This window comes from Flavobacterium tegetincola DSM 22377 (assembly GCF_000425485.1).
Classification (GTDB): Bacteria; Bacteroidota; Bacteroidia; order Flavobacteriales; family Flavobacteriaceae; genus Flavobacterium; species Flavobacterium tegetincola.
Map to the genome: position 1 here is coordinate 100352 of NZ_KE384387.1, position 12682 is coordinate 113033.

Annotated in this window: 16 protein-coding genes; 11 read left to right on the top strand and 5 right to left on the bottom strand. The window is 35.0% G+C overall.

The window, feature by feature from the left end:
• Positions 1-113 precede the first annotated feature (113 nt).
• From H602_RS0115560 to mvaD, 5 genes are read right to left on the bottom strand one after another with little or no spacing between them, the layout of a single operon-like run.
• Entirely contained in the window at positions 114-1076 is a 963-nt protein-coding gene (locus H602_RS0115560; protein WP_026978847.1) for a geranylgeranylglycerol-phosphate geranylgeranyltransferase, read from the bottom strand.
• Positions 1077-1122: 46 nt separating this feature from the next.
• Positions 1123-2061 (bottom strand): mevalonate kinase family protein, encoded by a 939-nt coding sequence (locus H602_RS0115565; RefSeq protein WP_026978848.1) that lies wholly within the window; start codon positions 2059-2061, stop codon positions 1123-1125.
• 5 nt (positions 2062-2066) lie between these two features.
• Entirely contained in the window at positions 2067-2366 is a 300-nt protein-coding gene (locus tag H602_RS0115570) for a type II toxin-antitoxin system RelE/ParE family toxin (RefSeq protein WP_026978849.1), read from the bottom strand.
• Positions 2363-2587 carry a hypothetical protein gene (locus H602_RS0115575; protein WP_026978850.1) on the bottom strand — a complete coding sequence of 75 codons (225 nt, stop codon included), beginning with the start codon at positions 2585-2587 and terminating at the stop codon, positions 2363-2365. Before H602_RS0115575 ends, H602_RS0115570 begins: the two co-directional genes overlap by 4 nt.
• A gap of 30 nt (positions 2588-2617) precedes the next feature.
• Positions 2618-3709, bottom strand: a complete 1092-nt coding sequence (mvaD, locus tag H602_RS0115580; protein WP_026978851.1) for a diphosphomevalonate decarboxylase — start codon at positions 3707-3709, stop codon at positions 2618-2620.
• 101 nt (positions 3710-3810) lie between these two features.
• Between mvaD and H602_RS0115585 the strand changes: the two genes are divergently transcribed.
• The 11 genes from H602_RS0115585 (at position 3811) to H602_RS0115635 (ending at position 12681) form a co-directional block, all read left to right on the top strand.
• Positions 3811-4284: a TspO/MBR family protein gene (locus H602_RS0115585; protein WP_026978852.1), complete on the top strand. Its 474-nt coding sequence runs from the start codon at positions 3811-3813 to the stop codon at positions 4282-4284.
• 134 nt (positions 4285-4418) lie between these two features.
• Positions 4419-4784: an NADH-quinone oxidoreductase subunit A gene (locus H602_RS0115590; protein ID WP_026978853.1), complete on the top strand. Its 366-nt coding sequence runs from the start codon at positions 4419-4421 to the stop codon at positions 4782-4784.
• Between the two features lie 126 nt (positions 4785-4910).
• Complete coding sequence (locus H602_RS0115595) at positions 4911-5459, top strand: NADH-quinone oxidoreductase subunit B (RefSeq protein WP_026978854.1); 549 nt, start codon at positions 4911-4913, stop codon at positions 5457-5459.
• A gap of 1 nt (position 5460) precedes the next feature.
• Complete coding sequence (locus H602_RS0115600; RefSeq protein ID WP_026978855.1) at positions 5461-5982, top strand: NADH-quinone oxidoreductase subunit C; 522 nt, start codon at positions 5461-5463, stop codon at positions 5980-5982.
• 24 nt (positions 5983-6006) lie between these two features.
• Positions 6007-7242, top strand: coding sequence for an NADH-quinone oxidoreductase subunit D (locus tag H602_RS0115605; protein ID WP_026978856.1), 1236 nt, complete (start codon positions 6007-6009; stop codon positions 7240-7242).
• A gap of 75 nt (positions 7243-7317) precedes the next feature.
• Complete coding sequence (locus H602_RS0115610; RefSeq protein ID WP_026978857.1) at positions 7318-7848, top strand: complex I 24 kDa subunit family protein; 531 nt, start codon at positions 7318-7320, stop codon at positions 7846-7848.
• Between the two features lies 1 nt (position 7849).
• Positions 7850-9217 (top strand): NADH-quinone oxidoreductase subunit NuoF, encoded by a 1368-nt coding sequence (gene nuoF, locus H602_RS0115615; protein WP_026978858.1) that lies wholly within the window; start codon positions 7850-7852, stop codon positions 9215-9217.
• 64 nt (positions 9218-9281) lie between these two features.
• Positions 9282-10331 carry an NADH-quinone oxidoreductase subunit G gene (locus H602_RS0115620; protein WP_026978859.1) on the top strand — a complete coding sequence of 350 codons (1050 nt, stop codon included), beginning with the start codon at positions 9282-9284 and terminating at the stop codon, positions 10329-10331.
• A gap of 5 nt (positions 10332-10336) precedes the next feature.
• Complete coding sequence (nuoH, locus tag H602_RS0115625; protein WP_026978860.1) at positions 10337-11371, top strand: NADH-quinone oxidoreductase subunit NuoH; 1035 nt, start codon at positions 10337-10339, stop codon at positions 11369-11371.
• Between the two features lie 243 nt (positions 11372-11614).
• Positions 11615-12160, top strand: a complete 546-nt coding sequence (locus H602_RS0115630; RefSeq protein ID WP_026978861.1) for a NuoI/complex I 23 kDa subunit family protein — start codon at positions 11615-11617, stop codon at positions 12158-12160.
• Positions 12160-12681: an NADH-quinone oxidoreductase subunit J family protein gene (locus H602_RS0115635; protein ID WP_026978862.1), complete on the top strand. Its 522-nt coding sequence runs from the start codon at positions 12160-12162 to the stop codon at positions 12679-12681. The genes H602_RS0115630 and H602_RS0115635 overlap by 1 nt, the downstream gene beginning before the upstream one ends.
• Position 12682: the final 1 nt, after the last annotated feature.

A 12682-nucleotide genomic window follows, 5' to 3' on the forward strand; every position in this document is an offset into this window, starting at 1 on the left:
GTGCAAAGATACTATTAAAATATTTTAGATTTTGATTTAGAAGGAAATAGAAAAGTATTTGTGCACAATTTAGCATAGCTAACTTATTCAAAACAACAAAAATATCATCTTACTTACAGCATCTTAAAAAAAGAAACATCCATAGAAACCAACAATTTTTTCCCATGAATCAATACAGAAGGCTCAATTAAAACGATACAAAATACGCCTGACACAATTAAAATTTTCATCACATTATGTAAGTTCAAATATTGCACTTTACTTTTTGATTTCCATAAATACAACACAAAGAATATTAACACAATAAAACAGCAATAAAAATAAATATCCATGTAACCCACATCATCCAATTCAATTAAGATATATACGGGAATCACAGTCAAAATACTCAAAATAGTAATGATGTACTTTGATACTTTCTCGCCATAAACGACCGGAATGGTTTGGTAACTATTTGTAAAATCACCCAGAATATTTTCGAGATCCTTGATTAATTCTCGAATGGATAGTAATAGGAAGAGAAAAGCTGCATGTGAAAAAATCACAATGTAAGAGCTGGAGTGCTCAATATCCTTATAATACATTAAAAAGATGGCAAAGAAGGGTAAAATAGTCATTATGGTCGACATCAAATTACCGATAATGGCGTAACGTTTAATCTTATGCGAATAAAACCAAATCAAAAAAATGTATACAGAAAAAAATAATGCTGCTCTCCAAGATACCAATAGACCTAAAAACGCTGCGAGAAAATTTAATGCAAAATAAACGGTAAGTTTTGTCTTTTGACTTACCAAACGATCAAGTTTGGACTTGTTGGGTCGATTGATTAGATCTTTTTTGCTGTCGTAAAAACTATTGATAATATAACCGGAAGCAATGGTAACCGATGAGGCTAAAACAATCCAAAATAAATTGATGTCCAACAATGTTTCCAACGCAGGCTTATCTTTCGCTAAAATAAAAATGGCCGAAAGATATTGTGCCAAAATAATAACGGGAATATTATAACCGCGAATTACAGAAAATAAACTGACGATCTTCATTACGAAAATTTTGTTTTTTCTGCTCAACATTTTAAAATGAAATTGATTGGTTTATAGGTAAATCTGAAAGTTATAATTAAAAATTATAAACTACTTCAAGTTTATAATCCTTCAAAGCAACTTTTGCTTTGTCTAAATCTTCAGTAAAACCTAATATATAACCGCCACCACCTGAACCGCAAAGTTTCAAATAGTAATCATTAGTATCAATACCTTGTTGCCAAATTCCATGAAATTGTTCTGGAATCATTGGTTTGAAATTATTCAAAACTACCTTTGATAATTTTTTTGTATTGGCAAACAATGATTTAAAGTCGCCACCCAAGAAATTTTCAACACAAGCATCTGTATGTTTGGTGAATTGATTTTTAAGCATCGTTCTGAAGCCTTTATCTTTTAAGTTTTCCATAAAGATGGTAACCATTGGAGCGGTTTCTCCACTAATTCCAGAATCCAATAAAAACACAGCTCCTTTTCCATCTGCTGATTGCGTTGGAATTCCAGTAGCCTCAATATTGTCTTTGGAATTGATCAAAATTGGAATACTCAAATAACTGTTTAAAGGATCCAATCCAGAACTTTTACCGTGGAAGAAAGATTCCATTTGACCAAAAATCGCCTTTAGAATCAATAATTTTTCACGAGTCAAATTCTCTAAAACCGTTATCTTATCGTTTGCATATTGGTCGTAAATTGCAGCCACTAAAGCCCCACTACTTCCCACACCATATCCTTGCGGAATGGATGAGTCAAAATACATCCCTTTTTCAAGATCTGATTTTAATCGCTCAATATCGAAACTTACTAATTCAGGTTGCTCACTTTGCAATTGGGAAAGATAAGTCGTGAATCTTTGTAGGCTCTCATTTGATTTCAACGAAACAGCATCAGATAAATCTGAAACTTTCAAAGCGCCATTGTAAAAATTATAAGGAATTGAAAGACCTTTCGAGTCACGGATAATTCCGTATTCTCCGAAAAGTAAAATTTTTGAGTAAAATAAAGGTCCTTTCATCTATGCTATTTTGTTTTATTAATCTTGTTCTGATTTTGCCTTGTATCGAAAACCGAAACAATGTAAATTTTATCAATACCTTCAATTTTATAAAAAATTGATGTTTGTTTTGTCACTACACATTTTCTCAAATTCTCGTATTCTGATAGTGGAAAACTTTCAGGACTTGAAAAGATATAGTCGAAATTCTTTCGCAACTTTTCTAAAAACACCGATTTTATTCGTAAAGAAAACTTAACTTCAATGTACTCTGAAATTTTTCTAATATCAGCAATACTTTTTTTAGAAAAAGTCAACTGCTTCATGAAAGACCGAACTCTTTTTTCATATCGTCGTAAGAAACTACTCTTCCATTTTTAATATCTTCCAAACCTTCATTAATTCCTTGCTTCTCTTCATCACTCAGTTCATAATAAAAATCTTTCTTTTCTTTTTGAAAAACTTTCTTAATATCATTAATTATTGATGGATTTTCAGTCTCCGCCAATAATTTAATAAGCTCTATTTTTTCTAACTGAATGTCCATTTTTGAAAATTTAAAGTAAATATAGTCAAATTACTTCAATTGCAACGCTCCATTCCCAATTTCATCGCAAATATACTGCTGATTTTGGCAATACACAATCAATTCATTCTTAATAAATTGCAAAACTTCTTCTTTATTTTTATTGGGATATAAAACGTGGACATTTGCACCCGCATCAAGTGTAAAACATACTTGTAGTCCCGATTGCTGACGGAATTTCCAAATTTTATTGATAATCTCCAAAGTATTGGGTTTCATTAAAATAAAATATGGCATCGAAGTCATCATCATCGCATGTAAAGTCAAAGCTTCACTTTCAACTAATTCTACAAATTTATCCAGATTTCCTTCCACTAAAATTTGCTTCATTCGTGCCAAATTCTCGTGCGCTTGCTGAAATCGATTTTGTGCAAACGGATGATTGTGCATCAGTTCATGTCCAACCGTACTTGAAACCACTTTTTCTCCTTTGTCGACTAATAATATAGTGTCTTGGTACTTTTGAAAATTTGAATGAACAATTTCTGGAAATTCAACTCCATATAAATCTGAACTGTTTTCAATAGAATCATTTTCTCCCCAAACTACTACCGAACCTTTAATACTTCTACATGCACTTCCTGATCCTAACCGTGCTAGAAAAGACGCCTTTTGCCAAAAATAATCGTCCGTCATTTCTGGATTAAAGAGTTTTTCAATAGACATTAAATTCACCGCCATCGCCCCCATTCCACTTGCCGAAGAGGCAATTCCGGAACTGTGTGGAAATGTATTTTCTGTTGAAATCGTAAAATGAAAGTCTTTCAAAAATGGCAAATACACTTCCACTCTTTCAAAGAATTTTTGCATTTTAGGCTTAAAATCTTCTTTAGGTTTGCCCTCTAAAAACAAATCAAAAGAATAGTTTTCAGAAGGATTGTCTTTTAGTTCAAATTCAAGTTTGGTAATTGTCTTGCAATTATTTAGCGTGAAACTAATCGATGGATTTGCTGGAATTTGATTTTCCTTTTTTCCCCAATATTTGACTAGCGCTATATTACTTGGTGCCGACCATTGAAAACTTCCTTTTTCAGTAACATTGTTTCTGTATGCCTGAGGTATAAAATCAGTAGCTTTTGTCATTTTAAGTGCAATTTTGGCAAAGATACATTATTTGGCCAACATCAAAAAAACAACTTTTGAGTAAAGCAAAGTTTTAGTAATTTTGAACAAAATAAAAAAACATGAAACTCGGAACAAAAATCACCATCCTTATTATACTATGCCTCGGAATTGGCTTCGCTTCCAGCTTTGTAGCTCAAAACGGCATTGAAACTTGGTACAACACGGTAGAAAAACCAAGCTTTAATCCGCCGAATTGGCTTTTTGCACCGGTTTGGACTGTACTTTATATTTGCATTGCTGTTGCAGGCGGAATTGTTTGGGATAAAATCGAGACAAATCCTTTGGCTAAAAAAGCAATGGTGTTTTTTGGGATCCAATTATTTTTAAATACACTTTGGTCGTTTCTATTCTTCGGCCTCAAAAATCCGCTAATTGCTCTTTTAGAAATCATTTTATTGCTCTTAATGATTTATGAAACCTACATGTTATTTAATAAAATCAATAAGACTGCCGGCTATTTATTCATCCCTTACCTTTTATGGGTAAGCTTTGCTATGTTTTTAAATGGAAGCATTTGGTGGCTCAATCGTTAGTTTATTATTTATAATGAATAAAAACTAACACGAAACCACAATTCAACAAAAGTGAAAAACACAATTAAGGTTGTGTTTTAATTAGATGCAACCTATCTTTGTAACCAAAATTATTTTTCAAGAAATCGATTATTATGCAATCAGATCAATTTGACTATTTCCCAATAGTAATGCAGTTAATTCTAGCAGTAGGATTTGTAGTAGCAACAATTATTGGCTCTAGCTTTTTAGGACCGAAACGTTCTTCTAAAAACAAAGATAAAAACTTTGAATGTGGTGTAGAATCTGTTGGAAATGCGCGAATGCCCTTTTCGGTAAAGTACTTCCTTGTAGCTATATTATTCGTTTTATTTGACGTCGAAGTGATTTTCATGTACCCGTGGGCGGTTAATTTCCGTGAAATGGGTTTTGAAGGATTGATAAAAATGGGAATCTTTATGTTTCTTCTTATTGTAGGATTTTTCTATGTGATGAAGAAAAAAGGTTTGGAGTGGGAATAATGTAAGGATTTTCGATTTGAGATTTTCGATTTAGGACTCTCAAATTAAAATAAAATATTGAAAACAGAATTTACGATTAATGATTCATTTGCAATCAAAGATCAGAAATCTAATATCAGAAATTAAATGAGTGATGTAAAATCAAATACAGTTGCACCGCCGGAAGGATATACTGGTGAAGGTTTTTTTGCTACGAAATTGAACGATGTAGTAGGTTTAGCTAGAGCAAATTCGCTTTGGCCACTTCCATTTGCTACTTCATGTTGTGGAATTGAATTTATGGCAACTATGGGTTCTCATTATGATTTAGCACGTTTTGGGTCAGAACGAATGAGTTTCTCTCCTCGTCAAGCGGATATGTTGCTTGTTATGGGAACGATTTCAAAGAAAATGGCACCAATTTTACGTCAAGTGTACGAACAAATGGCAGAACCTCGTTGGGTTATCGCTGTTGGCGCTTGTGCAAGTTCAGGTGGGATTTTTGATACATATTCTGTTTTACAAGGAATTGACAAAATTATTCCTGTTGATGTCTACGTTCCGGGTTGTCCTCCTCGTCCAGAACAAATTTTAGATGGAATTTTAAGATTGCAAGATTTAGTGAAGTCTGAATCTACAAGACGCAGAAGTTCTCCAGAATACAATGAATTATTAGCCTCTTATAACATAAAATAATATGGCTTTAGAAAGCACAATCATACAAACAAAGCTTACAGAAAAATTTGACAATCATGTGTCAAATTTTCTACAGCAACACGATATATTTACCTTTGAAGTAGCGTCACAAAGCAATTTAGAGGTAATGCGTTTTTTAAGAGACGACGCTACTTTACGATTCAATTTCCTAACCGATGTTTGCGGAGTTCATTATCCGGATGCAAGTAAAGACAAGGAATTTGCAGTAGTCTATCACATGCACAATTGGCTAGACAATACCAGAGTTCGTTTCAAGTGTTTCTTGTCTTTAGAAAATTTAGAAATCAATACCGTGACGTCGTTATTTTCTGGTGCAAACTGGCAAGAACGCGAAACATATGATTTCTACGGAATCATATTTAAAGGTCATCCACAATTGAAACGTATTTTGAATATGGATGAAATGACTTCTTTTCCAATGCGAAAAGAATTTCCATTAGAAGATGGCGGACGTACCGATAAAGACGACCGTTTCTTTGGAAGAACAACAGATAATTGTTAATGCACCTGAAATAATAGCGCAAACATGCAAGACTTATTATTACCACCAGAATTACGTTACGCTGATATTATCAAGCAAAGGCAAAATGAAGACGGAAGTGAGCTTTCGATTCTGAATTTAGGACCAACACACCCTGCAACTCACGGAATTTTCCAAAACATCTTGTTGATGGATGGAGAACGTATCGTGGAAGGCGAAGGAACTGTGGGTTACATTCACCGTGCTTTTGAAAAAATTGCAGAAAACAGACCTTTCTATCAAATTACACCATTAACTGACCGAATGAATTATTGTTCGGCACCTATAAATAATATGGGTTGGTGGATGACTTTGGAAAAAGCATTAAATATTGAAGTTCCAAAACGCGTTCAATACATGAGAGTAATCATCATGGAATTAGCACGTATAACAGACCACGTGATTTGTAATTCGGTTATTGGAGTGGATACTGGAGCCTTAACCGGTTTCTTGTATGTGTTTCAAATGCGTGAAAGAGTCTATGAAATCTACGAAGAAATTTGTGGTGCTCGGTTAACGACTAACATGGGACGAATTGGTGGTTTCGAAAGAGACTGGACGCCATTAGTTTTTGAAAAAATTGAAAAGTTTTTAGAAGATTTCCCTGCTGCATGGCAAGAATTTGAAAATTTACTAGTTCGAAATAGAATTTTCATGGACCGAACCATTGACGTTGGAGCAATTAATGCTGAACGTGCAATGAACTACGGTTTTACAGGTCCAAATTTAAGAGCGACTGGTGTGGATTACGACATTCGTAAAATGCAACCGTACAGTTCTTACGAAGATTTCGAATTTGATATTCCCGTTGGAAAATCAGGTGATACGTACGACCGTTTTTGCGTAAGAAACGGAGAAGTTTGGGAAAGTTTAAAAATCATCAGACAAGCTTTAGATAAAATGCCGGAAGGTCCTTTCCATGCGAATGTTCCTGATTATTATCTTCCGCCAAAAGAAGATGTTTACAATACAATGGAAGGTTTAATTTACCACTTCAAAATTGTAATGGGAGAAATTCCTGTTCCAATTACAGAAGTATATCATCCCGTTGAAGGTGGAAATGGAGAATTGGGTTTTTACTTAATTACAGACGGAAGTCGTGCTCCATTTAGATTGCACTTCAGACGTCCTTGTTTTATTTATTACCAAGCTTACAATGAAATGGTTAAAGGAGCGATGCTATCTGATGCAATTGCCACTTTATCTAGTTTAAATGTAATTGCTGGAGAATTAGACGCTTAAATACATTGCAGGAAGTAGATTAAAGAAGACTGTTCGAAAAATCAGAAATCTGAAATCCAAAATCTTATATTAAAAATGAAAGTACTAGATATAAAACAAGAGATAAACATGACTGAATCATTGATGACACGTATCAATGAATTAATCAGTCATTATCCAGAAGGAAAACAAAAATCGGCTTTATTGCCTGTTTTGCACGAAGTTCAAGATGCTCACAACGATTGGTTGAGTATTGAATTGCAAGACAAAGTAGCTGAAATTTTAAGCATCAAACCGGTTGAAGTATATGAAGTGGTGAGTTTCTATACCATGTTCAACAGACAGCCGATTGGAAAATACATGTTTGAATTTTGTACTACTTCGCCTTGTTGCTTGAATGGTGTAGAAAATTTAATGGACTACACTTGCGATAAATTAGGAGTAAAAGTTGGCGAACCAACTCCAGACGGAATGTTTGAAGTAAGAGGTGTTCAATGTTTAGGTGCTTGTGGATATGCTCCAATGATGCAATTGGGCGATTTTTACCAAGAGCATTTGACTAAAGAAAAAATTGACCAACTCATCGTAGATTGCCGAGATAACAAGATTACTTTACACGATAAATAATATGTCACAAAAAATATTATTAGATAAAATCAACGTTCCAGGAATTAAAACCTATGAAGTATACCGTCGCGAAGGTGGTTATGCTTCTGTGGAAAAGGCAATAAAAACCTTAACTCCTGACGAAGTAGTTGAAGAAGTAAAAACTTCAGGATTAAGAGGCCGTGGTGGAGCAGGATTTCCAGCCGGAATGAAATGGAGTTTTATTGACAAAAAATCAGGTAAACCGAGACATTTAGTTTGTAATGCCGATGAATCTGAACCAGGTACTTTTAAAGACCGTTTCTTGATGGAACATCTTCCTCACTTATTAATTGAAGGAATGATTACGTCAAGTTATGCCCTTGGAGCTAATTTATCCTACATCTACATTCGTGGAGAGTACATGTGGGTTTATAAAATATTAGAACGCGCCATTGCCGAAGCGAAAGCTGCAGGTTGGTTGGGAAAAAATATTTTAGGTTCCGGTTATGATTTAGAATTATATGTTCAAATTGGTGGTGGCGCATACATTTGTGGCGAAGAAACCGCATTAATTGAATCTTTAGAAGGAAAAAGAGGAAATCCAAGAATTAAACCACCCTTTCCTGCAATTTCAGGTTTGTGGTCAAATCCTACAGTTGTAAATAATGTAGAAACAATTGCAGCAGTGCCGTGGATTATCAATAATTCTGGAGCTGATTATGCAAAAATTGGAATTGGTCGTTCTACAGGAACAAAGTTAATTTCAGCTTCAGGTCATGTGAAAAACCAAGGTGTTTACGAAATTGAATTGGGTTTAAGTGTTTATGAATTCATGAATTCTGATGAATATTTAGGTGGTATGATTGACAGTCGTCCCTTGAAAGCATTCGTCCCAGGAGGTTCATCTGTTCCCGTTTTACCGGCAAATTTGATTTACAAAACAGCAAACGGAGATGATAGATTGATGACTTACGAATCTTTATCTGATGGTGGTTTTGCTACTGGTTCGATGTTAGGTTCAGGTGGATTCATCGTTTATAATGACACCGCTTGTATCGTAAGAAATACGTGGAATTTTGCTCGTTTTTATGCACATGAAAGTTGCGGACAATGTTCACCTTGCCGCGAAGGAACAGGATGGTTGGAAAAAGTATTGTGGAGAATCGAAAACGGTCAAGGTCGTGAAGAAGATATTGATTTATTGTGGAGCATTCAATCTAAAATTGAAGGAAACACCATTTGTCCGTTAGGTGATGCAGCGGCTTGGCCAGTTGCAGCAGCTATTCGTCACTTTAGAGATGAATTTGAATACCACGTACGTTTCCCAGAAAAAATAAAAAATAGAGAACACTTTGTTGCTGAACCTTTTGAAAAAGTAAAGCATTTAGTTAGTAAACAAACAGTTTAAAAAGTTCAAAGTTAACGTTTAAGTTGTAAAACCTTAAACATTAAACTTTCAAACAAATTATATAATGAAAGTAACAATAGACGGTCAAAGTATAGACGTAGAACCAGGAACAACCATCCTGCAAGCTGCTCGAATGATTGGTGGAGAATCTGTTCCGCCAGCCATGTGCTATTATACAAAATTAAAAGGTAGTGGCGGAAAATGCCGTTGTTGTTTAGTGGAAGTGGCTAAAGGAAGTGATAACGACCCAAGACCGATGCCAAAATTAATGGCATCGTGTGTAACAGGTTGTCAAGATGGAATGGAAATCAATAGTACGGCTTCAGAACGCGTTCAAGATGCAAGAAAATCGGTTACTGAATTCCTTTTAATCAATCACCCGTTAGATTGTCCGGTTTGTGACCAAGCAGGAGAATGTGATTTGCAGAATTTGAGTTTCAAACACGGGAAATCGCAAACACGTTACATTGAAAAGAAACGAACCTTTGAGCCGGAAGATATAGGCCCAAATATTCAATTACACATGAACCGCTGCATTTTATGCTACCGTTGTGTAATGGTTGCTGACCAATTAACGGATGACAGAGTTCATGGTGTTATGGACAGAGGGGATCATTCAAATATTTCGACTTGTATTTCAAAAGCGATTACAAATGAGTTTTCAGGAAATATGATTGACGTTTGTCCGGTTGGTGCTTTAACCGACAAAACTTTCCGATTCAAATCAAGAGTTTGGTTTAACAAACCTTTTGACGCACATAGAGAATGTACTACTCCAGGATGTTGTGGAAAAACAACCGTTTGGATGTTTGGAAATGAAATTCAACGCGTAACTGGTCGGAAAGATGAGTTTCACGAAGTGGATAATTTCATTTGTAACACGTGTCGTTTTGACAAAAAAGAAGTTTCAGATTGGACGATTGAAGGACCACGTAAATTCGAAAAATTCTCTGTAATCAATCAAAATAATTACACACGTGAATTGGACACGGTAATTATTGAAACAGAAAAAGGTATTTTAAAAGGACGTGACCAAGACCGTAAAAAAATCAGTATGCCTCAAGTTCCTTTAAGCGAAACAGAAAAAGAAGTATTTACAGAAGGTAATATTTAATATACATGGACAGTACACTTATTTTAGAAAAAGGGATTTTCATTACCATCATCTTTGCAATAACGATGTTGATGGCGATGTATTCTACCTTGGCAGAACGTAAAGTTGCCGCTTGGCTTCAAGACCGAATTGGTCCAAATAGAGCTGGAAAAGGTGGAATTTTACAACCTCTTGCTGATGGATTAAAATTATTTTCGAAAGAAGAATTTTTACCGGACACACCTAATAAATTCTTGTTCGTTGTAGGACCTGCAGTTTCCATGAGTGTGGCCTTGATGACAAGTGCCGTTATTCCGTGGGGAGACAAATTGCATTTATTTGGACGCGATGTTATTTTACAAGCGACGGATATTGACGTAGCTTTACTTTATGTTTTCGGCGTTTTATCTGTTGGAGTTTACGGAATCATGATTGGTGGTTGGGCGTCTAACAACAAGTTCTCATTAATGAGTGCGATGCGAGCTGCTTCTCAAATGATTTCTTACGAAGTTGCAATGGGACTTTCAATCATCGCTTTAATTATGATGACGGGAACGTTGAGCTTACGTGAAATTGCAGAGCAACAAGCAGGTATGAACTGGAATATTTTCTACCAACCGGTTGGATTTATCATCTTCTTGATTTGTTCTTTTGCAGAGACAAACCGTACCCCTTTTGATTTAGCAGAATGTGAAGCGGAATTAATTGGAGGTTACCATACCGAATATTCTTCTATGCGAATGGGTTTCTATTTATTTGCTGAATATGCTGCCATGTTTATTTCCTCTACCATTTTAGCAGTACTTTATTTAGGAGCTTACAATTATCCTGGAATGAGTTGGGCTGTTGAAAATTGGGGGGTAAATATTGCCAATGTCATAGGAATAATCGTTTTATTTGCAAAAATATGTTTTTTCATCTTTTTCTTTATGTGGATCCGTTGGACCATTCCAAGATTTAGATACGATCAATTGATGCGTTTGGGATGGAAAACATTGATTCCACTTGCAATAGCCAACATCATAATTACTGGAATCGTGATTTTGTTATTTGACAGTTAGATTTTGAATTAGTGGAAATAATGCCATCATTACAATACATTTAAATAAATGCGATTGTTAAAAGTATAACTTGAAGTATCCAAATTGGTTCCTCAAGTCCGAAAGAAAATAAATAAGCGAATAGAAACTCTAATAGCCCCGATTGCAGTGGTTCCGATTTTTCATCGGAAAGAACGGAAAGCGGGAACAGGGAAACCAAATACAAGAGTACGATTCGCTCCAAAAAAATTAAAATAATACGATATGTCTATACAAACGATGTCACTGTCGGGAAGCAAAAAAGAGGTTTCGAACAAAAAGATGACTTTTTGGGAGAGCTTGTATCTCGTGGCGATTGTTAAGGGTTTATTTATTACCATTAGCCACTTATTTAAGAGAAAAGTGACGATAAGATATCCAGAAGTAGTACGTTCTAGAAGTGATATTTACCGTGGTCAACACATGTTGATGCGTGATGATGAAGGTCGCGAACGTTGTACGGCTTGTGGATTGTGTGCTTTGTCTTGTCCTGCAGAAGCGATTACGATGAAAGCGGAAGAACGTACTGCAGACGAAGTACATTTATACCGCGAGGAAAAATATGCTTCGATTTATGAAATCAATATGTTGCGATGTATTTTCTGTGGATTGTGTGAAGAAGCATGTCCGAAGGAAGCGATTTATTTGACAAAGTCGAAAGTATTGGTTCCTGCTAGTTACGATAGAGAGGAATTTATTTTTGGAAAAGATAAGTTGGTCATGCCGCTTGAGGCTGCGATTGCAAATGGTAAATTAAAAAACGTAAACTAATGTCTACAGTACTTATTATATTTTACGTCTTATCAGCAGTTACATTATCGACTGCATTTATGACGATCTTCAGTAGAAATCCCATTCACAGTGCTATTTATTTAGTGATCTGTTTTTTCTCCATTGCGGGACATTATTTACTTTTTAATGCGCAATTCTTAGCTTTGGTTCACATTATAGTTTATTCTGGAGCAATTATGATTTTATTGCTTTTTACTTTAATGTTGATGAATTTGAACAAAGAAGACGAAGTACATAAACCAAGGTTAACACGTTTGGGAGCTGTATTTTCTGTTCTTGCAACGTGTGGAATATTGCTTTCCATCTTTCTTCGTTCAAAACCAATTATGGGTGATTACGATACTACAGGAGAAGACTATCAATCCATCAAAGTTTTAGGTAAAGTATTATTGGACCAAGATAACGGCTTTATGATTCCGTTTGAATTTGTTTCTGTGCTTTTACTTGTTGCAATGATTGGTGCGGTCTTATTGTCTAAAAAAGAAAATTCAGCTAAATAAT

Excerpts from the sequence above, each read along its gene's own strand:
- H602_RS0115560 (WP_026978847.1), bottom strand. The coding sequence starts at position 1,076 with ATGTTGAGCAGAAAAAACAAAATTTTCGTAATGAAGATCGTCAGTTTA.
- H602_RS0115565 (WP_026978848.1), bottom strand. The coding sequence starts at position 2,061 with ATGAAAGGACCTTTATTTTACTCAAAAATTTTACTTTTCGGAGAATAC.
- H602_RS0115570 (WP_026978849.1), bottom strand. The coding sequence starts at position 2,366 with ATGAAGCAGTTGACTTTTTCTAAAAAAAGTATTGCTGATATTAGAAAA.
- H602_RS0115575 (WP_026978850.1), bottom strand. The coding sequence starts at position 2,587 with ATGGACATTCAGTTAGAAAAAATAGAGCTTATTAAATTATTGGCGGAG.
- mvaD (WP_026978851.1), bottom strand. The coding sequence starts at position 3,709 with ATGACAAAAGCTACTGATTTTATACCTCAGGCATACAGAAACAATGTT.
- H602_RS0115585 (WP_026978852.1), top strand. The coding sequence starts at position 3,811 with ATGAAACTCGGAACAAAAATCACCATCCTTATTATACTATGCCTCGGA.
- H602_RS0115590 (WP_026978853.1), top strand. The coding sequence starts at position 4,419 with ATGCAATCAGATCAATTTGACTATTTCCCAATAGTAATGCAGTTAATT.
- H602_RS0115595 (WP_026978854.1), top strand. The coding sequence starts at position 4,911 with ATGAGTGATGTAAAATCAAATACAGTTGCACCGCCGGAAGGATATACT.
- H602_RS0115600 (WP_026978855.1), top strand. The coding sequence starts at position 5,461 with ATGGCTTTAGAAAGCACAATCATACAAACAAAGCTTACAGAAAAATTT.
- H602_RS0115605 (WP_026978856.1), top strand. The coding sequence starts at position 6,007 with ATGCAAGACTTATTATTACCACCAGAATTACGTTACGCTGATATTATC.
- H602_RS0115610 (WP_026978857.1), top strand. The coding sequence starts at position 7,318 with ATGAAAGTACTAGATATAAAACAAGAGATAAACATGACTGAATCATTG.
- nuoF (WP_026978858.1), top strand. The coding sequence starts at position 7,850 with ATGTCACAAAAAATATTATTAGATAAAATCAACGTTCCAGGAATTAAA.
- H602_RS0115620 (WP_026978859.1), top strand. The coding sequence starts at position 9,282 with ATGAAAGTAACAATAGACGGTCAAAGTATAGACGTAGAACCAGGAACA.
- nuoH (WP_026978860.1), top strand. The coding sequence starts at position 10,337 with ATGGACAGTACACTTATTTTAGAAAAAGGGATTTTCATTACCATCATC.
- H602_RS0115630 (WP_026978861.1), top strand. The coding sequence starts at position 11,615 with ATGTCTATACAAACGATGTCACTGTCGGGAAGCAAAAAAGAGGTTTCG.
- H602_RS0115635 (WP_026978862.1), top strand. The coding sequence starts at position 12,160 with ATGTCTACAGTACTTATTATATTTTACGTCTTATCAGCAGTTACATTA.